Source organism: uncultured Rothia sp. (assembly GCF_963555405.1).
In the GTDB taxonomy this organism is placed as follows: domain Bacteria; phylum Actinomycetota; class Actinomycetes; order Actinomycetales; family Micrococcaceae; genus Rothia.
The window spans coordinates 45,505-71,841 of the sequence record NZ_CAUVVO010000006.1 but is presented as its reverse complement, the minus strand read 5'-3'; the positions used below and the strand labels follow the sequence as shown (position 1 = coordinate 71,841).

At 58.3% G+C, this 26,337-nt stretch carries 19 protein-coding genes; 9 read left to right on the top strand and 10 right to left on the bottom strand.

The window, feature by feature from the left end; translation table 11 throughout:
- Positions 1-94: 94 nt before the first annotated feature.
- Complete coding sequence (locus RWL87_RS05575) at positions 95-640, top strand: ArsR family transcriptional regulator (RefSeq protein ID WP_313969192.1); 546 nt, start codon at positions 95-97, stop codon at positions 638-640.
- Positions 641-813: 173 nt separating this feature from the next.
- Here the strand turns inward: RWL87_RS05575 and RWL87_RS05570 are convergent, their stop codons facing one another.
- The 3 genes from RWL87_RS05570 to RWL87_RS05560 form a co-directional block, all read right to left on the bottom strand.
- The gene (locus RWL87_RS05570; RefSeq protein WP_313969191.1) at positions 814-1,821 is read right to left on the bottom strand and encodes an MIP/aquaporin family protein; all 1,008 of its coding nucleotides are present in this window, start codon (positions 1,819-1,821) and stop codon (positions 814-816) included.
- A gap of 482 nt (positions 1,822-2,303) precedes the next feature.
- Positions 2,304-3,533 carry an acetylornithine deacetylase gene (argE, locus tag RWL87_RS05565; RefSeq protein ID WP_313969190.1) on the bottom strand — a complete coding sequence of 410 codons (1,230 nt, stop codon included), beginning with the start codon at positions 3,531-3,533 and terminating at the stop codon, positions 2,304-2,306.
- A gap of 112 nt (positions 3,534-3,645) precedes the next feature.
- Positions 3,646-4,188, bottom strand: a complete 543-nt coding sequence (locus RWL87_RS05560) for a flavin reductase family protein (protein ID WP_313969189.1) — start codon at positions 4,186-4,188, stop codon at positions 3,646-3,648.
- 395 nt (positions 4,189-4,583) lie between these two features.
- Here RWL87_RS05560 and RWL87_RS05555 point away from each other — a divergent pair, with 395 nt between their 5' ends.
- The 5 genes from RWL87_RS05555 (at position 4,584) to RWL87_RS05535 (ending at position 10,272) form a co-directional block, all read left to right on the top strand.
- Entirely contained in the window at positions 4,584-6,587 is a 2,004-nt protein-coding gene (locus RWL87_RS05555) for a DUF6541 family protein (protein WP_313969188.1), read from the top strand.
- A 171-nt stretch (positions 6,588-6,758) separates the two neighbouring features.
- Entirely contained in the window at positions 6,759-7,496 is a 738-nt protein-coding gene (locus RWL87_RS05550; RefSeq protein ID WP_049350242.1) for a glycosyltransferase family 2 protein, read from the top strand.
- On the top strand, positions 7,497-7,874 hold the full coding sequence (locus tag RWL87_RS05545) for a DUF2304 domain-containing protein (RefSeq protein ID WP_313969187.1): 378 nt from the start codon (positions 7,497-7,499) through the stop codon (positions 7,872-7,874). It begins immediately after the preceding gene.
- 51 nt (positions 7,875-7,925) lie between these two features.
- Positions 7,926-8,801: a glycosyltransferase family 2 protein gene (locus tag RWL87_RS05540; RefSeq protein WP_254756840.1), complete on the top strand. Its 876-nt coding sequence runs from the start codon at positions 7,926-7,928 to the stop codon at positions 8,799-8,801.
- 118 nt (positions 8,802-8,919) lie between these two features.
- Positions 8,920-10,272: a hypothetical protein gene (locus RWL87_RS05535; RefSeq protein WP_313969186.1), complete on the top strand. Its 1,353-nt coding sequence runs from the start codon at positions 8,920-8,922 to the stop codon at positions 10,270-10,272.
- Positions 10,273-10,332: 60 nt separating this feature from the next.
- Here RWL87_RS05535 and RWL87_RS05530 read toward each other — a convergent pair whose 3' ends face one another.
- From RWL87_RS05530 to RWL87_RS05505, 6 genes are all read right to left on the bottom strand, one after another.
- Complete coding sequence (locus tag RWL87_RS05530; protein ID WP_298700493.1) at positions 10,333-11,475, bottom strand: acyltransferase; 1,143 nt, start codon at positions 11,473-11,475, stop codon at positions 10,333-10,335.
- 139 nt (positions 11,476-11,614) lie between these two features.
- Positions 11,615-12,607, bottom strand: a complete 993-nt coding sequence (locus RWL87_RS05525) for a glycosyltransferase family 2 protein (protein WP_313969185.1) — start codon at positions 12,605-12,607, stop codon at positions 11,615-11,617.
- A gap of 42 nt (positions 12,608-12,649) precedes the next feature.
- Complete coding sequence (locus RWL87_RS05520) at positions 12,650-13,630, bottom strand: glycosyltransferase family 2 protein (RefSeq protein WP_313969184.1); 981 nt, start codon at positions 13,628-13,630, stop codon at positions 12,650-12,652.
- Between the two features lie 312 nt (positions 13,631-13,942).
- The gene (locus tag RWL87_RS05515; protein WP_070507441.1) at positions 13,943-14,167 is read right to left on the bottom strand and encodes a hypothetical protein; all 225 of its coding nucleotides are present in this window, start codon (positions 14,165-14,167) and stop codon (positions 13,943-13,945) included.
- A 196-nt stretch (positions 14,168-14,363) separates the two neighbouring features.
- Positions 14,364-14,963: a hypothetical protein gene (locus RWL87_RS05510; RefSeq protein WP_313969183.1), complete on the bottom strand. Its 600-nt coding sequence runs from the start codon at positions 14,961-14,963 to the stop codon at positions 14,364-14,366.
- A 1,034-nt stretch (positions 14,964-15,997) separates the two neighbouring features.
- Positions 15,998-16,648 carry a peptidoglycan amidohydrolase family protein gene (locus tag RWL87_RS05505; protein WP_294640038.1) on the bottom strand — a complete coding sequence of 217 codons (651 nt, stop codon included), beginning with the start codon at positions 16,646-16,648 and terminating at the stop codon, positions 15,998-16,000.
- 425 nt (positions 16,649-17,073) lie between these two features.
- On the opposite strand from RWL87_RS05505, the gene RWL87_RS05500 reads away from it, so the two are divergent.
- On the top strand, positions 17,074-18,366 hold the full coding sequence (locus RWL87_RS05500; RefSeq protein WP_313969182.1) for an MFS transporter: 1,293 nt from the start codon (positions 17,074-17,076) through the stop codon (positions 18,364-18,366).
- An 84-nt stretch (positions 18,367-18,450) separates the two neighbouring features.
- Here RWL87_RS05500 and RWL87_RS05495 read toward each other — a convergent pair whose 3' ends face one another.
- On the bottom strand, positions 18,451-19,365 hold the full coding sequence (locus RWL87_RS05495; protein WP_313969181.1) for a shikimate dehydrogenase: 915 nt from the start codon (positions 19,363-19,365) through the stop codon (positions 18,451-18,453).
- 240 nt (positions 19,366-19,605) lie between these two features.
- On the opposite strand from RWL87_RS05495, the gene RWL87_RS05490 reads away from it, so the two are divergent.
- The gene (locus RWL87_RS05490; protein ID WP_313969180.1) at positions 19,606-24,495 is read left to right on the top strand and encodes an NAD-glutamate dehydrogenase; all 4,890 of its coding nucleotides are present in this window, start codon (positions 19,606-19,608) and stop codon (positions 24,493-24,495) included.
- 476 nt (positions 24,496-24,971) lie between these two features.
- Positions 24,972-26,327: a hypothetical protein gene (locus RWL87_RS05485; protein ID WP_313969179.1), complete on the top strand. Its 1,356-nt coding sequence runs from the start codon at positions 24,972-24,974 to the stop codon at positions 26,325-26,327.
- Positions 26,328-26,337 lie beyond the last annotated feature (10 nt).

The following is a 26,337-nucleotide window of genomic DNA, read 5'->3' as shown; positions in this document are numbered from 1 at the left end:
ACGTTTTCATAACATGATTGATATAATTCATGTTATGAAAACGTCTGCTCCTAGCCTCCTTCCTATCTTGCGTAGTGATCTGCAGGGTGAAGTGATGGCATTGCTGTTCTCTCATCCTGAGCAGCAGTACACGGTGTCACAGATTGCTGATGCGACAAGTGCTTCGTTGCCGACTGTCTCCCGAGAGGTGAACCGTCTGGAACAGTCTGGTTTGGTGGCTGTCCAGAACGTTGGTAGGACCCGTATGGTGCAAGCCAAGGTTGATAACCCGGTGGGCCAGGCGATGCGTCAGTTGATTCTTGTGACGTATGGGCCTGTTCCGGTGCTCCGGGATACTCTGCAGAGTGTTTCCGATATTGAGGGTGCCGCCATTTATGGTTCGTGGGCTAGCCGCCGTTCTGGGGTGGCTGGGCACGTGCCGAATGATATTGATGTGCTGGTCGTTGGTTCCCCTTCGCGTCAGAAGCTGTATGAGGCTATTGATGATGCTGAGCAGAAGCTTGGCTATGAGGTGAACGTGAAGCGGTTGTCTCCTGAGGCTTGGAACTCGCAGGATGGCTTCGTGCAGACTGTGCGCTCGCGTCCCATGGAGGTTCTCTTTGGGCAGCTGGAGGTGAACGATGTCGACGCTGAAGCCTAAGCTAGGACCTTTCTAGACGGTATTTTTCGGTACCCCTGAATGAACCTCCTTGCATGCGGTAGACGCAACGAACCCCTCATTTTCATAACCTGAACAACATGAGTCAGGTTATGAAAATGAGGGGTTCGCCGTTTTAGATGAAACCCTAGACAGGGGAGCCTAGATGAGAAGAGCTACTCGTCGTCGGTCACGCGGTTCACGACGCGGGTGCTACGGTTCTCCTTCACCTCTTCGGGCAGCAGAATCGGCATGGAACCGGTCGGGGTGTAGGTTGCCGCGCGTGCCGCCGCGGTAGCGTGGGTGTCCTCAAACTCGGGGACGACCTCGGAGCTAGGTGCGCGGTACAGGTGGCTATTAGCCCACCACGCGAAGAGCAGAACCACAACCGCCAGAGCGCTGGAAACGAACAGCCACGGGCTAACCTGACCCTCGTAGTAGAGCTTGAAGAACGCGCCACCCATGAAGCCACCGGCAATCGGGCCGCAAATCGGAACCCAGGCGTAGAACCAGCGCGAGGAGCCCTTATCGTGGATGGGCAGCAGGGCGTGCATGAGGCGCGGACCGAAGTCACGGGCGGGGTTCAGGGCGTAGCCGGTCTGACCACCCAGACCGATGACGAGCACGGCGACCATGAAGCCGAAGGCGAGGGGCTTAAGCACGTCGTTGAGGTTGAGGGAGAGTTCCACACCGCCGCTGATGGACGGCTTGAAGTTCACACCGGTGTACAGCGCCGAGAAGACCAGCATGAACGTGCCAATCATTTCGGAGAGGGCATTGGTGAAATAGTTGTGAATGGCAGGGACGGTACCGAAGATACCGAGCTTAATCTTCTTGTCGGCGGTTGCCTTCCAGTGCGGCAGGTAGTTGAGGTAGACCAGTCCGGCACCGACCATTGCGCCGAGGACCTGGGCGATGATGTAGCCGGGGACCTTCTCCCAGGGGAATTCGCCGTAGGCTGCCAGACCGATGGACACGGCGGGGTTTAGGTGGCCGCCGGAGTAGGCGTGGGAGGCGTAGACGCCGAAGGTGACGGCGAAGCCCCAGCCGAAGGCGATGGTGAAGAAGTTGTCGCCGTGGCCTTTGGATCGGCGAAGTTCGACGTTGGCGATGACGCCGCAGCCGATGGTGCACATAATGAGCGTGCCGAGGAATTCGGCGAGGTAGGGGCTGATGGTGTACACGGGGTGTCCTTCAGGTAGTGAACTGCGGGTGGTGAACCGGGGTTCGACCGGGTGTGCAGTGCCGAGCGTGAGGGAGGTGTGGTTTTGTGTGGGGTTATGCCGCCCGAGTGGCGTGTTTACCCTTTGGCATCTATGGAACCCCGAATACCTCAGAAGGGCAATACTTTGGTGTTATTTCACCCTTAGACATAAGCGGTTTTTCGGGTTTTTCGTTTAAAAATAAATGTGGTGGATGAGGGGAAAAACAGGCATAGTCCACACCTTGGACTCGCTCTGTGAACCCGCAGTTGAACCCATAGACAAACTCACGAATAAACCCGCAGTTAAACCAACACTTGAACCCCGCCAACACCACCCGCCATCAGCGCAAAATCAGCGCAAAAATGCCCGGGCACCTTCTTGAGGTACCCGGGCATTTTCTGTAATTTTCGTGCGGCTCTTATGAGCCGTTTTGGGGCGGGGTATACGCCGCTACACGGCTACTACTTGGCGCTCGCCCAGTCGAGAATCGCCTCGAAGAAGCGCTCGCAGGCGCTCAGCTGCTCCAGCTCAATCCACTCGTTCGGAGTGTGTGCCTGCGCGATGTCGCCGGGACCGCAAATGATGCTCTGCACGCCGGCGCGCTGGAACTGGCCCGCTTCGGTGCCGTAGGTGACCTTCTGCGGTGCGTCGTTGGTGCCCAGCCACTCGTGGGCGAGGCGCACGATGGGCGCGTCGTCTTCGGTGCCGAGGCCCGGTACGGCGGCGAGCAGCTCGTGCTTCACGCCCACGCGGGAGGTGAGGCTACCGGGCTCCGCGCCGGTCAGCTTTTCTGCGCGTGCAGCGCGTGCCTGCAGATCGGGCAGAATCACCTCGGAAAGTTCGCGGTCAATGCGCTCGACGAAGGACTCGGTAGTCACCTGCGGCAGGGTGCGCACATCGTACTCCACGACCGCCTGCTCGGCGACAATGTTGTACTGCAGGCCGCCGTTTGCCAGGTTCACGCTACCGGTGGAGTGGGGAATGATGAACGATTCGTCGTAGGGGCCTTCTTCTTCCCACTGGTCTGCCATGTCGGTGAAGAAGGTGATGAACTCGCCGGCTGCGGCAACCGCGTTCACGCCGTGGGTTGCGAGGGAGCCGTGCTTGGGTACGCCGGTGAAGGTGACGCGGCCGCGGTGCGCGCCCTTGTGCGCGTCGATGATGCGCATACTGGAGGGCTCACCCACAATCGCGTAGTCGGGGGCGAGGTCGCGCGCCACGAACTCCTCGATGAGGGAGGGGGCACCGATGCAGCCGATTTCCTCGTCGTAGGAGAACGCGAAGTGCAGGGGAGTGCGCAGCTTCGCCTCGGCAACGCGCGGCAGCAGCCAGAGGGCGACGGCGATGAAGCCCTTCATATCGCACACGCCGCGGCCGTAGGCGCGGGTACCCTCCACGCGCAGGGTGAAGGGGTCGGCGTCCCAGTCCTGACCGGCGACGGGAACGACGTCCGTGTGGCCGGAGAGGATGAGGCCGCCGCGGGTGGTGCCGTCCGCTGCGGGGACGGTGATGAAGAGGTTGGCGCGGGTGCCGTCCTCGTTGTAGGTGCGCACGCCGCGGTAGCCGTAGCGGCCGAACTCGGCTTCGATGAGCTCAATGAGTTCGAGGTTGGAGCTGCCGGAGATGGTGGGAATCGCGATGAGCTTTTCGAGCCAGGGGAGGGATGCGGGCTGGGTGGTCTGAGCCGTCATAACTATTCCTTCTGCGTTGTGGTGCTGTGCGCTGTTATGTTCAGGGTACGCCGCGGGGCGGTATTCGTCGCCTCATGGTCGTCGAATACCGCCCCGTGACCCCTGCGCGGGGTTAGATGATGTAGTTGTTCACGTTGGAGTGGTCACCCAGCGCGTGGAAGTTGCGCGAGTGGTAGACCAGCGGGGTGCCTTCGCAGTCGTTGCGGATGAACTCTTCAACCTGCGCGGTGAAGACGAGTGCGGGGCCTGCCTCAACGCGGCTGAGCGGGGTTGCGCGCAGTACGCGGCGCACGCCGTGGACGAGGGGCTCGCCGGTGTGGACGAATTCCCAGGTGCTGGGGTCTTCGAAGCGGGGGTAGTCGTGGGTTGCGAAGTTCTTAGCGATGGTGACATTCTCAGCGTCGAGCATGTGCACGAGGAAGGAGGATGCAGCCGCGATCTTTGCTGCGGAGCCGCTGTTTGCCTTGAGGGAGAAAGCAATAATGGCGGGGTCTGCGGATACGGAGGTCAGCGAGGAGGCGGTGAAGCCTGCAGGTTCGCCGTTTTCGTCGGTGGCGGTGATGATGGCGACGCCGGCGGGCTGGTGTCCGAAGGCGAGCTTGAACTGCTCGGAGGTGTCGGCGATGGGTGCCTGTGCTGCAATGGTTTCGGTCATGATCGACCCTTTCTTCTGCGGCTGCGTTTGAGGGTTCGTCCAGATGTGTATGCGTTGGGCGACCCTTTGTTAAGGGGAGATATGTTTCAGGGTAAAGCTAATGGGTGCTGAACACCTTATTTATTGCCCTATGTTTCTTAGGTGTACCTTTCATGACGCGGGGCGCGAAATATTACGTCATATTCTTCGCCGTTTGGGGGCTTCCCGGAGGCGTTCTGCGGGGTACCCCGTGAGAGGTTCGGAACGCTTGGTTTTGGGTGCTGTCCCTCTCTCTTCCGCGGGGTTTCGCGGGGGTGAAGAGGCCTCTAGGGTATCCTTGCTTGGTACGCGAAAGCGCACCGCGCCCCGTATTTGAGGGGTTTTCCGGTGCGTGAACTGTGGGGAGAAGAGGGTTAATGAGCTGGTTGGCAACTATTCCGCTGCTACTTTTTGCGGTCGTGTTGGCTTTTGGCCCCGGCTATGCAATGGGCTGGGCGCTGCGTGTTCCCGCACGTCTGCGCGTTTTTTATGCGCCGCTGCTGTCCTTCGCTTTGGTGGCTGTTTCCGCGATTGTGCTGGGCAAGACCGGTATTCCGTGGAGCCTGATTTCTTTCGTACCGGTTGCCGCCGTGCTGGTGGCTGCCGCCGCGGGTGTGATGCACCTGGTGGGCCGCCGCTGGCCCGCTCTGACCTCTGCAGAGTGGCCGGGTAACGATGTTCCTGTGGCGTGGCCGGTGGTGGGTGCTGTTTTAGGCGGATTCCTGGTGCTGCACATGACCGAGGACATGGTCTACGGACCTGAGGCGTTCTCGCAGAGCCTGGATAACTCATTCCATATGAATGCAATCCGTTGGATTCAGGAGCACGGTGACGCGTCGAGCCTGACCCTGGGCGCGGTATCTGCGGCAGACCAGCAACCGGCATTTTACCCGGCGGGCTGGCACGATTTTGTGTCCCTGATTTATAGCACTACGGGTACGAGCATTGCGACTGCCACCATCGTGACCGTGTTACTGGCTGCCAGCATTTTGTGGCCCTGCTCGCTGGTGGCGCTAAGCCTGAGCATCCCGAAGCTGCGTCGCCTGCAGGCGTTGGCAATCCCTGCGCTGACTTGCGGTTTTGCTGCCTTCCCCGGTCTGTTGTTGCGCTGGGGTGTACTCTTCCCGAATCTGCTGGGTTACGCTCTGGTGCCGTCATTTGTGGCACTTATGGTATGCCTGGTGCAGGTGATGGTGCGCGGCGAGCACGCAGCGCTGCTTTCCCTGTGTCTTTCCGCCCTGGTGGGTGTCGCGGGTCTAGCGCTTGTGCATCCGAACGCGGTGGTGTCTGCTGTGGTCTTTGCTCTGCCGCTGGTGCTGGCTGGGGTGGCGTGGGTAGTGCGCTCGCGCGAGCTGACCTCTCGCCAGAAGTGGGTGGGATCCGCTCTGCTCGGGCTGGTAATTCTTGGGTGTGTGGGTGCCTGGTGGTTCCTGCGTCCCGGCGCATCTGCCAGCAACACGTGGGAGCCTATGCTCACCGAGGGTGAGGCGCTCTACCAGTTCCTCTTCCTGGGCTTGGAGAACGCCAATCAGTTGAGAGATACATTCAACCCCTCGTATCTGGCCGGTTTCCTGGCTCTGTGGGGCGCGGGGTACCTACTGTACAAGCGCCGTAACCTGTGGCTGATTGCCAGCTGGGTGCTGATTGGTTACCTATGGATTGTATCCGCCTCGGTGCCGCGCGGCGAGTTCCGTCTGCTGATGGTAGCTCCCTGGTACACCGACCACTTCCGTCTGGCGGCGCTGGTGGTATTCCCCTCAGTAGTCCTGGCCGGTATCGGCCTGGGTGGTGCCGTGGAGGGCATCTTCGTGCGCATCATGCACTATATTCCGCGTGAGAAGCACGCGAAGGTTGCCCCGGCAATGATGGGTGCCGCCATGGTGTTGGTGCTTGCGGTTGCGGGCCTATCCTCGCGTGTACCCTCGGTACAGGAGACAACTCTGGCGGTATCGCAGGAATACCGAGTGACCCCGACCTCTGTGGTGCTGAATCAGGACGAGATGAACGTTATTAACGAGATCCCGAAGATCGTGCCGAGGGGCGATGTGATTGTGAACAACCCCTGGGACGGTAGCGCCTATATTTACGCGCTGGCAGATCGTCACCTGACGGGATACCACTTCGAGTTTGAGACTTCACCCAAGTACTCGGCGATTATGCACAACCTCAAGGACGCTCGTACAAATCCGGAGGTGTGCCGCGAAGTGAACAAGTACAAGGCCCACTGGTACGTTCACCTGGAGAACCAGTTGAACTTCGGCCCAGACGCACAGAAAAACTACGACGGCCTCGTAGCTGCTATCGACACGGACGTGCTGACCCCGGTGTACTCCTCGGGTCCGATGACTCTGTACCGCATTAGCGCTTGCGATAATAACTAGTATCTGGCACTTTTGGGCTGCCTGAAGTATTGCGGGGGTGGCGTGGAGACTAGACCACCCCCGCGGTGCTACTTCGAGCGTCGTTAAGAGAGTGCTGATAAGATGTAAAACCGGTATGCCTTTGTGCGCATACTAGCTTCCGTATGCCATATACACAAGAGATAGCACCGCATGGAATCAGAGACTTTTAAGCAGACCCCTCGACCCCTCATCATTATGCCCGCGTGGAATGAAGAGGAAGTTATTGGGGGCACAATTGAAGAACTTTTCCGCATGATGCCTGAGGTCGATCTGGTGGTCGTCAATGATGGATCCACCGACCGCACCTCTGAGATTGCGCGCGCTGCCGGCGCTTTCGTGATTGATCTTCCCTACAACATGGGTATCGGTGGCGCTTTGCGCACCGGTTACAAGTATGCTCGCCAAGCCGGATATGATTGCGCGATTCAGGTTGATGCTGATGGCCAGCATGACCCGAAGGGTATCCGCACTGTGCTTGCTGGCCTGGAGGACGTCAACATTTCGATTGGTTCCCGCTTTGCTGAGGCGACGAACTATAAGGTGTCTGGTCCGCGTAAGTGGGCGATGGTGGTTCTGGCCCGTATGTTTACGATGATTTCAGGCGAGAAGTTCACCGACGCCACCTCCGGCTTCCGTGCAGCAGATCGCAAGGCGATTGAGCAGTATTGCGAGCATCTGCCTGCAGAGTATCTGGGTGACTGTATTGATGCCTGCGTGATGGCGATTCGTTCTGGCTTGACTGTAAAGCAGGTGCCGGTTGAGATGCGTGAGCGTCAGGGCGGTACTCCTTCTTCAAGCCCGTGGAAGTCTGCGGTGTACCTGGTTCGTTCTTTCTTCTCGTTTGGCATGTCGATGACTCGCCAGAAAACGAATGTGGGGTCTAAGTAAATGAGCGCAAATATTTTCTTCCTTCTCGTCGTTGTGGTGATGGAGGTTCTCGTTCTGGCACAGGTACGCAACCAGAAGATGAAGGAAAAGTACGCTGCACTGTGGCTTATTGTTGGCGTCATCATGATTGTGCTAGCGCTTTTCCCGAAGCTTTTGGATTCCCTCTCGCGTCTGGTGGGTATTGAGACCCCGGTCAACCTGCTGTTCCTACTAGCGATTATTATGCTGATGGGTATTAGCTTGCACTTGACCCTGGCTATCTCGAAGATTACGGATGATATGCGTACCCTCGCTGAAGAAGTGGCGATTATGAAGGCTCTTCAGCGTCAGCCACAGGGCGCTTCCCGCGCTACGGAGCGAGAGCAGAAGAAGCCCTAAAGCCCCTGATTTTTATACGTTTCTACACGTTTGAGCTTGGAGTAATACCTCATGACCGTTGATATTCTGTTCCCCTACTACGGCGACGTTGCCATGATGAAGCAGGCTGTGCTGTCTGTGGTCGGTCAGACCAACCCGGACTGGCGCATGATTGTTATTGATGACGGCTACCCGGATGATTCGATTCCCGGCTGGTTCGAGTCGCTCAAGGATGAGCGCATCACCTACATGCGTAACGAGAAGAACTTGGGCGCGAACGGTAATTACCGCAAGTGCCTGACCTTCGTAGAGAATGACCTGGTCACCGTCATGGGTGCTGATGATGTCATGCTCCCCAACTATGTGCAGTGGCTGGTGGATTCGGCTGCTAAGCACCCCGAGGCGTCCATTTTCCAGCCCGGCGTGGTCGTGATTGATGAGAACAACGGCCTGTCGAACACTTTGGTGGAGCAGACTAAGGCGTTCTATCGTCCTAAGGGTGAGGCTGTTCTGCAGGGTGAGGAGCTGGCTACCTCCCTGTTGCGCGGCGCGTGGTTCTACTTCCCGTCCTTGGGCTGGCGTAAGGACGCTATTGTGGGCACCGGCTTCCGTGAGGGCCTGAATGTTGTGCAGGACATGGCGCTGATTCTGGACATTACGATGCGTGGCGGCTCCCTGTACTACGATCCGCAGGTTGCGTTCATGTACCGTCGTCACGGTGGTTCTGACTCGTCCTGGCGTGCCCTGGAGGGTACCCGCTTTGATGAGGAGCGCCGTTACATGAACACCATTGCTGATGAGATGACTGCCCTGGGTTGGACGAAGGCTGCTCGTGTGGCTCGTATTCGTTTCTCCTCGCGTGCTCACGCGCTGACTCTGCTGCCGAAGGCGGCCCTGGCGAAGAAGTGGCAGGGTGTTAAGAACCTTGCCGAGCATGTGGTGAAGTAAACCCTATATTTGTGTGCGGTGCGTCGTACATCCTGTAGCGGATGTGCGGCGCATCTGCGTATGTAATGATGGTCTGTGTTAGCGGCTAGTGTTGGCGGCTAGGAACGAGGAGGACACCGTGGAAGCCCAAGATACTGTAGGAGCCCAGGACGCCGTTGAGGCTCAGTCTTCGGGCACGGTCACCCGCTACCAGTCCCTGGCGCTTCTGGGTTCGTCTCTGTTGGCGGCGGTCTCCACGCTGGTGGTGACCATGATTGCTCAGCGTGCCCTGAACGGTTCGGAGCTGACGGAGTTCCTGCTGTTTTGGGCGGCGCTATTCACGGTGACGGGCATTATCACGGGCATTCAGCCGGAGATTACGCGCGCGGTGGGTACGGCACGCACTCGTGCTGTATCCGACGGGGCAGTATCCGGCAAGGCTGCATCTGCTGAGGGTTCCGCGCCGCAGGGCGCTCGCGTGGTCACGGTAACCGCGGCACTCGGCGCTATCGCCGGTGCGCTGGTGCTGGTGAGCTCCCCGCTGTGGGCGGGCCAGCAGATTCCGCATTCGGCGGCGGTGGGCGTGACCGTTATGGCGGTGGGTGTGTTCCTCTACGCCCTGCAGGCAACCATGAGCGGTGTGACCGCCGGTGAGGACCGCTGGTACCTTTTCGCGGCGGTGGGCGGCATGGAATCTGCCGGGCGCCTCATCCTCATGTTTGCGGCGGCTCTGCTTATTCCTTCCCTTGCCGGTCTTGAGGTGGCGACCGTCGTGCCGATGGGTCTGTGGCTCATCCTGGCGCTCGTGACCGTCTCGGGTCGCCGCCTGTGGGGTGCCCGCGCCGATGTGCCCGCGCGCCGACTGACGACCAATATCCTCTGGTCGTTCCTGTCCTCTGCCGCTGCGGCGGTGCTGATGATGGGCTTCCCGAATGTGCTGAAGGCGAGCGGTGCCGCGGAGAGCGAACCGGTCGTGCTGGGCACCCTGATCCTGGCGATTTCCATTACCCGTTCGCCGATTATGATTCCCCTGCAGGCGTTCCAAGGCGTGGCGGTTTCTGCCTTCTTGAAGCAGCGTCACCGCCCTGTGGCGGCGTTCGTTAAGCCTGCCGCCGCAGTGGTGGCTGTGGGTGCCGTGGGTGCGTTGGCGGCGTACCTGGTGGGTCCGCTGCTCTTCCGCCTGATTTACCCGCCCGCCGCAGGCGCAGAGTCCGCGTACGAGGCGGCAGCCTCCGGTATCACTCTGGGTGCGCTGGTCTTCGCCTCGGCACTACTGGCGCTCATGACCCTCTCGGGTAATATGGCGCTCGCGGTGAACCAGCACCGCATCTACCTTGCCGGCTGGGTGGTTGCCGCGGCAGTGACGCTGAGCCTGGCGTTCCTGATTCCCGCCCCGCTGGTACCGCGCGCTATCGTGGCGCTGGCGGTCGGCCCGGTCTGCGGCTTCGTGGTGCACATGGTGGGTGTATCTGTCACCGCCCCCAAAGGATAATCCTGCATTAAGAATGCCCCTCGGCTGACATTCAGCGGAGGGGCATTCTCTGCGTAGCGGCTAGGTTGCAGACTGGACTGTAGGCTTCTTACCCGAAACCAAAGGGTTACGGCCGAGAGCCATGGCCCGCTTCTCAACAAAGGTCCAAGAAAGCCATGCTAGGCCGAAGGTGATGATGGCGTCGAGGATGATATTAACTGAGATTCCGAGGGAAACGCTTCCCAGGAGTACAAGAATCTGTTGTACCGGCCAGGCGTAGATATACACGCCGTAAGAGATATCGTTGGTTTGCCCCAGAGGAACGTTAAGACAGGTGCCCAGGGCAATAATTCCGAAGGCCAAAACAATCTGAGTCCACTGCATAATGTTGGCGTGAGGAACGAGCCAGGTGAAGTAGAACCCGGCGAGAGTACAAATTGTAGCCAGGAGCGGAGTGATTACCGGACGGAGCGTGATACGGCGGCTCACGAGGTAGAGTAGAGCCCCGGCAAAAAAGAAGGGGTAGAGGCGTGCTGAAGCCTTGAGGTTTCTAGGGTCGAGGCCCAGCGCCCAGGTCATCCAATCGTAGCCAAGTACCTGAATGAGTACGTAGTAGCTGAGGCTCACAAGGTAAGCGAGAGGAATAAAAACCTTTAGGTGCCGGCGAATGAACGGAAGGTAGAAGATGGGGAGAAGTAAAAGGTAGCAGAAGAACTCGTATTCTAGCGTCCATGCTGAACCGTTCCATGAAGGGGAGGTAAACGGCACGTCGGCCGGTCCGTTAAAGAGTCCGTACTGCAATTGGGAGAGATCCCAGTTGTTGCGGAAGTATAAGATGGCGTTGGGGATGTCCCAACCCATGGGGGCGTGGCCTGTGAGGACGGAGAGCGTTCCACCAATGAAAATTACGAAAAGGATGGAGACCCAGTAACCGGGGAAAATACGCAAGATACGCTTCACCAGATATGATCCCGCGGAGCTCCGGTAGGCGCTGTGCGCAATTAAAAATCCCGAGATGGCGAAGAAAGCATTGACTGCAAAATCGCCAAAGACATAGAACTCTTTCCACAGGGGGTTTTCATCAACCTTTACACCCGCCACAATGTAGGGCGTGTGGGAGAAAATCACAAAGGTCGCGAGGACTAGGCGAATGAAGTTAAGAGAATTTGGCCGCTCAAAAACGGCGGAATAGAGGGACGGATACTCCGGTGCTGTATGTGCCATAAGTTTCTAGGGGATATGTGGATGAATATGCAATGTGAGTGCAGCGTTGGGTTAGCGCAGAGATAAAACCGAGAGTGAGAATCCCCGTGCTTTGTTCCAGCAGATATATGACTAACGCTTAACGTCAAAGTGTCTGGGATTAGAGGTTGTAAACCCGTTTAATGTAAGCGCCGTAGAGCCTGCGGTAGAGCGCCGGGCTGACCTTGAGGAGCAGGCCCGCAGCGCCAAAGACGGGGCGGCGGCGCAGGGCGAGGAGCGTATCGCCGAAGCTGAAACCGGCACGGCAACCCGCCAGCACAGCCGGGGCGCTCTCACCGCCCACAATCAGCGCCTGCTGCGCGTTATTCAGGTACGCAATAACCCGGGCAATCGTCAGCGCCTCCTGACCGGCAGGCAGATGATACGTGCTCGTACGCTGCAGAGACTTCTCAAAATACTCCAGCAGGCGGCGCGTCTCGGATAGGGGAGTGATACGGCTCCACGTCAGGCTTCCCGCGCTTACCGCGTAGGCGTACAGCGGCTCATCAATGACGGTCACGCTCTGCGCTCGCAGGTAGCAGTCCAACAGCGCGCACTCATCCTCGGCTCGTTCAATCTGGGGGTACCGGACGTTCTCAAATAGTTCGCGGCGAATAATCTTATCCCAGGCGTAAGGAGACAGCTGGTCCTTGAGCAGGGCGAATGCCGCTTCCTGGCCGGTCAGCGTGCCGGGGGTGCCCTTGAGGCGCTGGGTGGTCGAACCGTCGGTCGCCACCATGTTGTGGGCGCAATTGACCACCTGCGCCCCCGTACGCTCCGCGTGGTAGTGCAGGCGCTCCAGGAAAGTCGGGTAGAGAGCATCGTCAGAATCGGGGAACGTCACCCACTCGCCACGCGCCTCATCCAGGCCCTGGTTACGCATCGCGGACAGGCCCTGATTCTTGGGGTTATTGAACACGCGCACGCGCTCATCCGGGTTCTGCTGCAGATACTCGGCAATCAGTTGCGCCGAATTATCCGGGGAGCCGTCAATCATGACCAGAAGCTCAAAATTGGGGTCGGTCTGCGCCAGCACCGACTTAATCGCCGCAATGACGGTGGAGGCGGTGTTGTAGACCGGCATGATAACGCTAGTGCGGGGGACAGAAGTCATCAAGAGCTAAGACCTTTTGAGAGAACGATAAGAGAACGAGTATTACATTCCGTAGGTGCGTTTAATATAGGCCCGATAAATGGGGTAGTAGATTGCGGGTAGGTACTTGAAGAGTGCTCCCGCAATCCCAAAAACAGACCCGGAGGAAATCGCCAAATACAGGGTGCGGGGCGTGATTTCTTGACGGCATTGACGTAGGAATTCCTGACCGCCTGAAGGGTTCTGACGTAGAACGCTATTGCCGCTATTGACAAAATTAATGATGCGCGAAATCGCGAGGGCGGACTGGACCTTCCTACTAACGTGGGGGAAGCCTACCGTTGCATCCACGTAATCCATGAAGGCGATTAAATCTTCGAAGGGAGGAGTTGAACCCCAAGTGATAGATTCGGGGTTCACAGAGTAGAGGTTGAGGGAATCGGGGATAACCTTCAATGCGCGGGCTACGGTACAGGCTGCAATGCTGTATCCGGCGTCTTCCACTCGGTTAAAGAGAGGAAATTGGATGTCTTTGAGAGGGGCACGACGAAAAATTTTGTCCCATGCAAAGGGCGCGATGCGGCTGCTAAGAACCCGTGCTAGCGCGTCATCACCGCTAAAGGTGCCTACCTCGCCCATGAGACGGTACTGGGTTGATCCGTCAGGGTAGTAGATGTCGTGGGCACAACCGACGACATCGACATCGTCGGTAGCTGCAGCGTGCATGACTTCTAGGAAGTTGGGCTTGTATGCGTCGTCAGAGTCGAGGTAAGCGAGCCATTCGCCGGTCGCATGGCTAATTCCAACGTTGCGTGCACCGGCCAGCCCAAGATTTTTTTCATTAAGGTGGTACGAGATGCGTGGGTCCTGGAGTTTCTGGAGATACTCCTGAATTACACGGTGAGAATCATCTGGGCTTTGATCGTTGATGATGATGAGTTCAAAATCCGGGTCGGTTTGAGAGAGTACGGAGTCGATAGCCCGAACTACAGTGTTTGCGGTGTTGTAGACCGGCATGATAATGCTGGTGCGGGGTGACGGCATAGTACCTCTTCGAAATGCGGCGGATGGAACTACATACAGGTACATCATACGGTGGGGGTGGTGGGTAATCGAAATATGTTCCACCACCCCCACGATATATGACGGACCTACTGGTGGGGAGGAATATGCGTAGTATTGTGGGGCTTGCGAGTATGGTCGGTGTTAGCCCAAGCCATCCACAAACCCCAGAGGGCTATCGCGAGACCAGCCCACACACTTGCCTGCTCCTGCGTAAGGATTCCGTATGTCTGCAGGACGGCAGTGGTAGCCGGAATAACCGCGTATAGTTGCTTACGCCATCCTGGACGGTGTCTAAGCATGGCGCTTTGACTTTGCGAGCTTCTCGATATCTTCAATACGCTTAGCAATGAGAATCATCTGATGATCGAACCATTCCACAACGGTTCGAGTGTTGACAGTAGCGTTGCCAAATTTAGCAACCGCAAGATTACCTTCTCGAACAAAAGGCTCGTTGTACACATCGGTTAGGGCTCGATGCGCTGCGCGGTAGGCGGATGCTTCAGAAATAGGTGCCATGATAATCTCCTTGGCGGTTGGGCGGCTATGATAGCCGCGGTTTAACAGAAAACCCCGCCAGGATAAACCCGACGGGGTGAACTACAGCAGTGAAATAACAGCTTCATGCGGTAGTTTTATCTGCCCGGGAAAATGGTGTAATCCTACTTGGATTGGTTACCTATGTTCACAGGCAGAAGCATAATGGTGGACGATATTAGTCCTGGCTATGAAGTAGCAGGGCTAAGGCCTTCATGCCTTCTAACCCTTCCCACACAGCAGAGCATGAACGACAAGATGCTCGTTCAGCGGTGTAATACAGTGCAGATTTGCGTATTGATGTTGAGCCGTCGCAGCTTGTCTTCGTGACTTCCTGCTCCCCGCAGTTAGGGCAAAATCCCTGCAAGTCATGGCTGGGATGGCGCAACGCAACAATGGCCCGAATCCAACTAGTCGTTATTGCCAACGCCTCATCATGAAGTTCCTGATGTAAGTGATTGCGAATCCACGCAGAAACCTGATTTTTCAGCGATGCACCTGGGAATGAACCCATAACAACCGAACGAATAGACTCCTGAACTTGTAGCGCATTAGCAGAAATGGGCATACGACATCCAAAGCGGCTGGTGCTGGATGCTCCCCCGGTACGTGAACCGCCGGCTACATAATCTGCCAACTCATCCAATAACGCCTGATGGCGTGGAATACGGAACTTTGGGCGGTGCAGACATTGACGGTCTGAGTCCTTCACAGGCGTGCCCACGGTTAGAGCAATCAGATGCTGTTGTAGCTGATCGCTAGACGAAATGGTAGCCATAATGATGTAGCCTCTCTGCTAAATGAGTGAATTATTGATATCCGCTACAGTGCGGAAGGTGTGTGGACCATAGTGTTGGTCATACATGGATTTGCCCTGCTTCTGCTTCGTGGCAGCGAAGTTGAAGCATGCGACAGACGCTTTCTCCGTGCGTGTAGGAATGATGCTAGACCGGCATCATGGACGACCAATTCATCTTGTTCGCTCTTCTTACCGATTGGAGCTACTCCAGTGTCCTGGTGCTCGTTCTGTCGCTTCAATTGCCGGTAGTGCTTGCGGCACAAAGGATACCCAGCATGTCGAGAATCCTCATCTATTGGCTTCTCACAACGCGTGCAATGAGAAAGCGGAAGAAAAAGAACCGGATTTGCTCGCGAAGGGTAAATTCGCTGCTTTGAAGTTCGTCGAGCTCTAGGATTGACAGGAAGATAGACCCGCGGTGAATCAAGAGGAACGGTGCCTCGTGGAGCGTGAATACATGCACGACAGATGGAATAGATAGGATTCCACTGATTCTCTATTACGAGCGGTTGCCCGTAGTTCTCCGGGCGTACACTACTTGCCGGTAGGGAGAGACCTGCCGTACGCCAACACCGAGGGCATATTGAATGCCCCTGCATTAGATAGGGACTATCGTGCGTCTGTATAGCACGGCGCCGCGCCTGACAGGTTCGGCAATCCTCTCTATAGGAACTGGTTGGCTCCCTGCATCCTGCGCAGGGGCGGGGTAGGTGTTTCATGGTTTCTCCTGAATACTATGCCTAGTCAAAAGAGTAAACAGATACTTTTCAATGTTCTAAATCGCCCTTTAATATTTAGGTTAGGGGGGGGGGTGTACTTGAAGGTAGATGAGGCTATTTAATCCGTAAATCAACTTATATTGGTTTATTTATCGATAAATATTCATTAGGTGAAATTTTGTGATTTATTGAATGCGTTATATTTAAAGTTTTGTAGGTGTTTGGGGTAGGGCCTAGAGACCCTACCTCAAACACCCTGATGGTTATCTCTTTTGTTCCAGTAGATAAATCTAACTAGAGTGCACGCACAGCTTTTTCTGCCTCGTCGAGACGCTGCTGAAGGTACAACATGGAGTTGTCGAACCAGTGAATCACGCCGCGCAGGCCAGTGAGGCGGTTGCCGAATGCCTTTTCTGCGAGCTCTCCCTTGCGGATGAAACCTTCATCATAGATTGCATTCATCGCATTCTTAGCTGCGCGATAGATAACCTCTTCTTCGTTCACTTCTGCAGGAGGACGATAAATCGTGATTGCAGGAGAACCGTTATACACCCAAATCGTGTCGTGCGGATTGATGGAAATGCCATTGTGGCCAGCGTTGCAATGGATAATCGTGTCGTGGTCATCATAGAAAATGCCGGTGTGACCAGCTGCGCCGCTGGTGTATCCACGGCGACCCCAAATAAACACGTCGCCACGTCGTGCCGGGTAATTACCCGATGCATCCGGTCGAACCTGAGTCCAGCCGTTACTCTCCAAATCGTGGAAGAGCGTTTCGGTATTACCAATAGCAATATTCTGCGGGAGCAGGCCAGCATCTCGCAGTGCAAAGTAAACCGCAGATGAGCAGTCATAAGAATGCGGGCCAGTTCGATAATTCATCGAATAGGTCACCTTGCCCTTACGCTGCTCCATCCATGCAATCGCCTGATCAATCTTGGACATAATAAAATCCTTTCGGAAAGGCTGTAGCCCTACACTTTGACATTCCCGGGAAGTCAAAGTGCAGGGCTACAGCAAATGAATTGGACACTAAAAATGCCGACCAGCTTTATCCTGATCGGCATGATTCCTCAGCAGGCACACTCCTGCCGAGGTGATATTCACTTTACGAGGGTTGGGGTGCGAAAGTCCTGTCGCGCATTTTTGAAATTACAAATTTCTTGATTGCTTATGAACTGGCTGGGGTTGGAGGTGTCAGCCCGCTATCCCTACTTCACACTCTGTCTTCATACTTTGGGAACTTAGGTAACCCTATGGAAAAGGGGCGGTGTGCTCCCTACACTGGAAGGGCACATTGACAGACCGCGCGGGCCGCCCACACAGCCGCCCCGCCCCTCCCAACGGGTACACCACCGAAGGAGCCACCCATGAGCCGACGCACCGACGCGCCCGCCCGATCACCACGACGAGCCGCCCTCGCCAGCTGGATAGGCTCCGCCCTCGAATACTACGACTTCGCCGTCTACGGCACCGCCGCCGCAATCGTGCTCAACCGCATCTTCTTCCCCGAAGATACCGCCGCCATCGGCATCCTCAAGTCCATGGTGGTTGTGGGCGTCGCCTACGTTGTGCGACCCTTTGGCGCCATGATTGTTGGGCCCCTCGGTGACCGTTACGGCCGCCGCTTCGTCCTGATGCTCACGCTCTTCCTGATGGGCTTTGCAACCTTCGCGATTGGCTGCCTGCCGACCTACAGTGAGGCGGGTATCCTCGCTCCCACCCTGCTGGTCATCTGCCGCATGATTCAGGGCCTCTCCGCCGCCGGTGAGCAGGCAAGCTCCATCTCCATCTCCCTGGAGCACGCCAACGAGCACCAGCGCGCCTTCACGACCAGCTGGACCCTGCAGGGCACCCAGTTCGGCTCGCTGCTGGCGACCGCCGTGTTCATTCCCTTCGCCGCCCTACCGGATGAGCACCTGCTCACCTGGGGCTGGCGCGTGCCCTTCTGGCTCTCCGCATTCGTGGTGGTCACCGCCTGGCTGATTCGCCGCACCCTCTCCGAGCCGCCCGCCTACCTGCAGCGTGAGAAGCTCACCGAGTCCCCGCTCGTGCTGGTCTTCAAGCACCACAAGCGTGCCGTGCTCACCATCGCCGTGTGCGCCATGGTCAACACCGTGAACATGGTCTTCACGACCTTCGCGCTGTCCTTCGCCACCAAGGGTTACGGCCTCGACCGAAGCACCATGCTTCTGGTGCCGGTTGCCTCGAACACTCTCGGCCTGGTTGCTATTCCGCTCGCCGCCATGCTTGCCGATAAGATTGGCCGCAAGCCCGTGTTCATTACCGGTGCGGTTGCTTCCTCCCTTGTGATGTTCCCGTATCTCGGCGCGATTACCGAAGGTAACTGGGTGGGTATCTTCGCCTACGGCGTGCTCATGCACGGTGCGCTCTACTCCATGGCAAACGGCGTGTGGCCTGCCTTCTACGCGGAGATGTTCCCGACCCGCGTTCGCGTGACCGGTCTGGCGCTCGGTACTCAGATTGGTTTCGCAATTTCTGGAGGCGTCGCCCCCGCCGTGGCGACGAGCCTCGCCGGTGCCGACCTGCATAATGCGGTGCTGCCCGCCGTGTTTACGGTTGCCATGTGCGTGCTTGTGGCGTTGGGTGCGCTGACGGCTCGTGAGGGGTACAAGAAGTCCCTGGCTGAGCTGGATGTATAACCCGAACAATATATTCTGTATATAGAATAAATACAGGTGGGGCTGGATAGCTAGCTATCCAGCCCCACCTGCGTGTTTAACCTTCTAAACCCCCTGCTGTGCTGCAATCAGCGCCTCAAAATGAGTCGCCATGCGCTCTGCATTCGGTTCCAGCCCGGTGAAGAGGCGGAACGCATCCACCGCCTGACCGACCGCCATGTAGCCGCCCGTTAGCACCTCGCACCCGGCGGCACGCGCTGCCTGTACCAGCTGTGTTTCCTGCGGCAGGTAGATGACGTCCGCAACCCACAGACCCTCGCGAAGCACCCCGGCATCCAGCGCCGACTCGCTCAACGGCATACCCGGATGCACGTGCATACCCACCGGGGTTGCGTTCACCAAACCCTGAGCTTCCAGTAGAGCTTCAATCAACGGCTCATCCTCGGTTAGCACCTCGATTCGGGTCTGCGGGAAGAGCCCGCTCAGCTGCTCCGCCAGCCCCTGCGCCTTCGCCGCGTCACGCTCGAAGAGGCTCAGTCGGCGCACCCCCAGGCGGCACAGCGCGTACGCCGTGGCGCTACCGGCACCGCCGGCACCCAGCTGCACCACGTGCTCCAGGCGCGCCGGATCCTCCGCCACCTGCGGCAGGCCGCGCTTCAGCCCCGCAATGAACCCCGAATAGTCCGTGTTATCGCCGTAGAAGCTGCCGTCCTCGCCAATCACCACGCAATTGACCGCGCCCAGGGCGCGTGCCGCATCCGAGAGTTCGTGCAGGTGCTCCATGACAGACTGCTTGCACGGGTGCGTGATGTTGAAAGCGTTAAAACCGAGCAGTGCCGCCGCATCCAGAAGCGCTGGGGCGGAGGCGCCGTCCAGGTTCAGGGCGTCCAGGTCGACGGGGCGGTACAGGTAGCGCACGCCGTGCGCGTCCGCCTCTGCCTCGTGCATGGGAGGGGTCAGTGAGGAGGTGATGCCGTCACCAATGAGGCCCACCAGGAAAGATTCAGTACGCAAACTCATAGTTTCACTGTACGTGTCCACCCCTCAAGATGCACCTACTTTCTTGAACCCGTACCAAATGCGCGCTGGATTTGGGAAGAAGATAAAAATAATTTCTATGCCCACAAGAGCGATATGTCTGACAGAAACACCTCGAAGGTATAAGCTTGGTATAAGTGCTCGCGCGCCACGGCGCGCACATGAGACCACACAGACACCGTCACAGTGAAGTGATACCGATATTCGGAGGATAGATTGTCAATGACTGACAAGGCTATGGCACACTTCGCTGGCGCCGATGCATGGGTCGAGCAGTATTTCCTGAACAGCCCCGAAGATGAGCGTGAAGAGTTCACCCCGGCAGAGTTAGAGGATTTGGCTCGCACCCACCGTGCGCTGGCTCAAATCCGCCTGCCCAAGACCCCTGTCGTTGCTGCGCGCAACGACGAGTACAACACCACCCTGTACGTCGCGACTGACGACATGCCGCACATTGTCAGCTCCCTGACCGCATGCCTCGCCGCGCACTTTGGTGGTTTCGTTACGATTCTTCACCCCACTTTCCTTGCCGAACGCAGCCCGGATGGTAACCTCCTGAGCCTGCGTGGCACCGGCATGCGCGGCAACCTTGCCAGCGGCGATACCGCCACTCTTGGCGTGCCCTCCCTCAAGCTCAGCGATAACGCCCCCGAAGGCACCACGGTCGCTATTGAGTCCTGGATTGCGGTCCGCCTGACCCGCTACCTCACTGAGGAAGATCAGCGCCGCTGCGAGAAGGAAGTTGAGCGCGTGCTCGCTGACGTTCGCGCCTGCCACACCGACCTGGACGCCATGGTCACCCGCGTTTTCGACCTGGCGCAGTCCATGTACGACCTGCGTGGCGCAACCCTGGGCCACGGTGAAGAGTCCTACGCCGCTAACCCGCGCGGCGTGGAGCCTGCCTCCCGTGTGGAGGTGGCACAGGACTTCCTGCGCTGGCTCACCCGGGGCAACTTTGTGTTCATGGGCGTGAAGGAGCGCGTACTGGACGGCTCCTCCGGCGCTATTTCTCTGGTGGACCGCCCCGGTTCGGCGCTCGGTATTCTGCGCACCACGGAGGGTAAGAGCCGCATTCCGCTCTCGGGTGAGACCCTGGAGCGCGCTCTGTTCCCGCGCCCGCTGTACATCACGAAGGCGAACTCCCGCTCCACCGTCGCACGCAACGACTACCTGGACTACGTTGGTGTGCGCCGCTTCGACCTGAATGGCCGCGTGATTGGCGAGTACGTCATCCTGGGTCTGTTCACCCGCCAGGCGTATGCGCTGCCCGCTATTGAGACTCCGCTGGTGCGTGAGCGTATCGCGATGGTGCGCCGCCGCCTTGGCTACCACCCCGGTTCTTACTCTGACAAGGCGCTTCTGGGTGCCTTGGAGGATTACCCCCGCCTGGAACTGTTGCACGCTTCCGCCAATGATTTGACCGATACTTTCGGCGGCATTATGGGTCTGGAGGAGCGTCGCAAGACCCGCCTGTTCCTGCGCGCTGACCGGTTCAACCGGTTTATTTCCGCCGTGGTGTACCTGCCTCGGGATCGCTACAACACGAACGTGTGCTCCCGCATTCAGCAGGTGTTCCGACAGGAATTTGATTTGAGTGCCATCGACCATGAGGTGTACCTGTCCTCCTCATCGTTGGCGCGTCTATTTTTCCGCATTCGGCTCACGAACCCCAACGATGTGCCGAAGACGGATCATCAAGCTCTCGAAAAGCGACTGCAAGAAGCCGCCCGCTCCTGGGTGGAAGCAACCGCAGCTGCTATTGAGGCATGGAAACCCGGAGCGGAAGGCCGCCGACTCGCATCAGCCTGGGCAGATGCGACTAGTGCAGCCTACCGAGCCGATTACACAGTAGAACAAGCAATCGAGGATATCGTGATTCTTGAATCTCTCTCGGGCCAGAAGCCCGCCGCAATCAAGGTTGAAGCCGGCGAAGCCAACACCACCCGACTGAAGACCTACCTGTCCGCACCTCACACCCTCACCGAGCTTCTGCCGGTTATGCAGAATATGGGCCTGGTCGTTGTTGATCAGAAGCCCTACGAGTTCAAGCCTGAGGATGGCGAAGACTACGGTTACCTCTACGACTTCGGAGTTGAATTCCCCGAGGGCGTGGACGCAAACGCTGTGGCTTCCCTTTACGAGGACGCCCTGAACGCCTACCTGCTCGGTGAGCGCGAGTCCGATACCCTGGACCGCCTGATCCTGGCTGAGGGCCTGACCTGGCAGGAAGTACGTCTGTTCCGTGCCCTGAACCACTACCTGATTCAGCTGGGCCTGGGCTACACCCCGTCCTTCATGTCGAACACCCTGCTCGCAAACCCGGCCATCACCAAGCACCTGGTCGAGTTCTTCGAGGTCAGCTTCGACCCGAACAACGGTCTCAACGATGAGCAGCGCAACGCACGCCGTGACGAAATCGAAGCAGCCCTGGTTGAGGAACTGAACCAGATCCCCACCCTGGACGCTGACCGCTACCTGCGCTCCCTCGGCAAGGTTATCCGCGCTATCCTGCGCACCAACGCATACCTTGCTGACCGCCCCGCACTCGCGTTCAAGGTGGCACCGCAGGAGATCGACTTCGCACCCCTGCCCCGCCCCAAGTTCGAGATTTTCGTCTACTCCCCGCGCGTTGAGGGTGTTCACCTGCGCTTCGGTAGCGTTGCACGTGGTGGCCTGCGCTGGTCGGATCGCCGTGACGACTTCCGCACCGAGGTGCTCGGCCTGGTCAAGGCCCAGATGGTGAAGAACGCCGTCATTATCCCCACCGGCGCGAAGGGTGGCTTCTACCCCAAGCAGCTGCCCGACCCCGCAGTGGATCGTGACGCATGGATCACCGAGGGCCGCGAGTCCTACAAGGTCTTCATCGGCTCCCTGCTGGATGTCACCGACAACCTCGCAGTGGGCACCGACGGCTCCGAGACCGTTGTCCGCCCCGAAGGTGTTGTAGCACGCGACGCTGACGACTACTACCTGGTGGTTGCAGCGGATAAGGGCACCGCAGCATTCTCCGACACCGCAAACGCAATCAGCCTGGAGCGCGGCTTCTGGCTGGGCGACGCCTTCGCATCCGGCGGCTCCGTCGGTTACGACCACAAGGCTATGGGCATCACCGCACGCGGTGCATGGGAGTCCGTCAAGCGTCACTTCGCTGAGCTCGGCCACGACGCTCAGACCGAAGAGTTCACCGCAGTCGGCATTGGCGACATGTCCGGTGACGTGTTCGGTAACGGTCTGCTCCGCTCCAAGGCAACCCGCCTGGTCGCAGCATTCGACCACCGCGACATCTTCCTGGACCCGAACCCGAACGCGGCAGTGTCCTTCGACGAGCGTCAGCGCCTGTACAACCTGCCCCGTTCCTCCTGGCAGGACTACAACCGCGACCTGATTTCCGCCGGTGGTGGCGTGTACTCTCGCGGTCTGAAGTCCATCGAGATCACCCCCGAGGTGCGCGAGGTTCTGGGCCTGGATGAGTCCGTCACCGAGCTGGCACCGACCGAGCTGATTTCCGCAATCCTCAAGGCACCGGTCGACCTGATTTACAACGGCGGTATCGGTACCTACGTGAAGGCTTCCACCGAGACCAACGCACAGGTTGGCGACAAGGCTAACGACGCACTGCGCGTCAACGGCAAGGACCTGCGCGCCAAGATTGTTGGCGAGGGCGGTAACCTCGGCTTCACCCAGCTGGGTCGTATTGAGGCTGCGCTCAACGGCGTTATCCTCAACACCGACGCAATCGACAACTCCGCAGGTGTGGAAACCAGTGACCGTGAGGTCAACATCAAGATTCTGGTGGACCGCCTCGTGGCACGCGGCGAACTGCCCGTTGAAGAGCGTGCTTCCTTCATCGAGTCCCTGCAGGACGAGGTCGGCGGCAAGGTCCTCGAGACCAACGTTGAGCAGAACGTCCTGCTGCAGGGTGAGTTCCACGGCTCCTTCCTGGGTACCAACCTGTACAAGCGCCTCATGCACGACCTGGAAGAGCACGCCGGCCTGAACCGCGCCGTCGAGTTCCTGCCCACCGACGAGGAGCTGGACGAGCGTCTGGAGACCACCGGCGACCGCCTGACCCGCCCCGAGCTGTCCGTTCTGGCTGCGTACGTGAAGATTTACCTCACCCACGCACTGGAGCAGACCGACTTCGCGGACGACCCCTACCTGGAAGGCGTTCTGCGTAGCTACTTCCCGGCAGCACTGGTTGAGCGCTTCGGTCAGCACCTGGACTCGCACCCGCTGCGCAAGGAAATCATCTGCACCCGCGTCGCTAACGAGCTGGTCAACATCGGCGGTATCACCTTCGCATACCGCGTGATGGAGGAGTTCAACGTCGGTATCGATTCCGTCGCACGTGCCTTCATCGTCGCTCGTGAGCTCTTCGAGCTGGGCACCGCAGCTAAGCTGCACCGCGAACTGCCCCCGAAGACCCCGCTGGATGCATGGTTCACCGTTCTGCGCGACAACCAGCGCGTTCTGGATCGTGCTGTCCGCTGGTTCATCACCGAGCGTGGCGTGGTTGCTGGTACCACCATCTCTGAGCTGCTGGAAACCTTCGGTTCCGTCGTCGAGATGCGCCACAACCTGCCCGAGTACCTCTCCGGCACCTCCCGTGAGCGTGTTCGTGCAAAGCGCGATGCAGGCGAGGCATGGGGCCTGCCCGAGGAGCTCATCGTCATCTGGATTCGCGGCTTCGAGGGCTACGCCCTGATGGACGTTATCCGTTCGGCACGCGACCACGATTTCGAAGCAACCTCGCTGGCACCGGTCTACTTCGCAACCTACGACCGCTTCAAGGTGGACGAACTGCTCGGCCTCATCTCCGACCTGCCCCGCAGCGACCGCTGGGAGATCCTGGCACGTCAGGCACTGCGCGGCAGCCTCTACGAGACCGCTGCAGGTCTGGCACTGTCCGTGGCAGAGGGCGCGAAGGGTGACTTCTCCACCGTGGACGGTGCACAGAAGGCACTGGCTACCTGGATTGAAGAGCACCCGACCCGCGTGGGTAACATTGACCGCATCCTGAAGGAGATTGGTGAGGCCGCTCTGGACGTCACCGGTCACCCGCGTCTGGCTGTAGTGTCCGTGGCACTGCGTACTCTCTCGAGTGCATCCTAAATAGCTAAGGCCCGTTAGGGTCGCTTAGAGCATCCCGGTTCCCTCCCGGTTGGAGGGGCCGGGATGCTTTTGCGTAGGGACACATGGTGCGTGCACAGGTGGTGCGGGGGATCCTTGGTCGGGTGAATCTTTTGCCGGTGTACCAGCGCGTCAGCACCTAGCGTGGAGCACCCAAATCAAGATTGTTGCACCCTGCGCATATTGCACAGAATATTGCTCTCACTAGGTGTTTTACATTCTTGTGTGACGCACATTATGTGGATGTGTCCTAAATCCCCTCAAATATCAAGTAGAGGGTTAAAGAAACCAAAGGTTTTAGTTGATATATGCCGTATATTGATTCACGGCGGCATCAGCGCAAGCCACGGGGACCCGGCACTTCTCGGTACGACGACTCTTTCCCCTGGCACGTCACACGGTGCTGTTAAAACACACTGCCCCTAATCTTTACGATTATCGACTGAAAGTCTGCAAGATTGTCTACCAACCACGGTACTGAGGAAAAAAGCAACAGCGCATGGCGCCTCCTCATTAACTTTCTGCTTTACGTCTCTCCGGTCGCCCTGCTGACCACCATCTTCCCCATGGTCACCCCGACGATTAACCGGTACAACCTCGATGGTGTACCCCTGATCCAGGTGATTCTGGCAGCGTCCATTACCGTTCCTTGGCTCAGCCAGGCAGCCTGCCTGCCCCTTTACCGTGCTATCCAGATGGAGCACAAGAAGATTGCGGACGCCCGCGAAGGCCTGCGTATTCACGCTGAAACCCTTGAGCACCAGCTCAAGCGTGCCGAAGCACGAGCCGTACGCGCACGCATGTCCGAGCCGCAGTTCCAGGACATTACCGACCTGACCGCGTTCACCCGCAACTGGCTCTATCTCTTCTTCATGACCATGCCGCTGGTGCTGCTCTTCGCAATTCCGGTCGCCCTCGTTCTGCACTGGAGCCCGACTGCATTCGGTGCGTTCTTCGTCCTGGGCGTTCTCAACATTGCGTTCGCGCAGCTGCTGGTCATCCCGAACCTCGCGAAGAACCGCATCATCTGGTTCATCGCGTGGCTTGGCTACACTCTTGCCCTGTACTGCTATCCCATCATCTGGTTCCTGCCGCCGCTGGTTGGTTCGCTCATCCTGTTGGTGAGCCTCGGTAAGGACCTGGTGCACCTGCTGCACTTCGCGCGCATCCCGCTCAAGGACATTGCGCTCGACGCCCTGCGCGGCTTCTTCACCGGCTCCATCATCTGGGCTGATAAGTACATGCTCTTCCTGGTCACCGGCGGTGAAATCAACGTCGTGGCAATCTACCTGAGCCTGATCCCCTGCGTTATCGCCTACAACTACTTCTTCGTGGTGGAAGCAGACCGCGTCAACGCAAGCATCCAGCACCTGTGGACCATCTTCGACCGCCTGCCCTACAAGGGTGTTCAGGCGGAGTCTTCGAAGGCTCTGCGCACCTCCAACCACGCTATCCGTAACTCCCTGCTGATTTACATCGCCAGCGCTATCGTCACCGGCATCCTGATGTTCATCTTCCTGCCGCAGTCCTACCCGCTGGCGCTCTCCGGCCTGGTCGTGGCGTTCCTCTTCGTTGCAGTGGCACTGCTGGTTTACCAGATCGAGTACATGACCATGTACGTCACCGTGCAGCTGCTCTCCGCAGCGCACCTGGTGCTGCTCTTCATCTCCTTCATGATTCTGCCCAACGAGACCGGCTACCTGCCCATCATCGTGGGCGAGACAGTGCTCGCCTTCGCATGCTACCGCGTCTACCGTCAGGCGTGGGCTGCACCCGAGTACTCCCTCTTCTGGCGTCGAGCCCTCGCCTGGTAAGAACCGCACG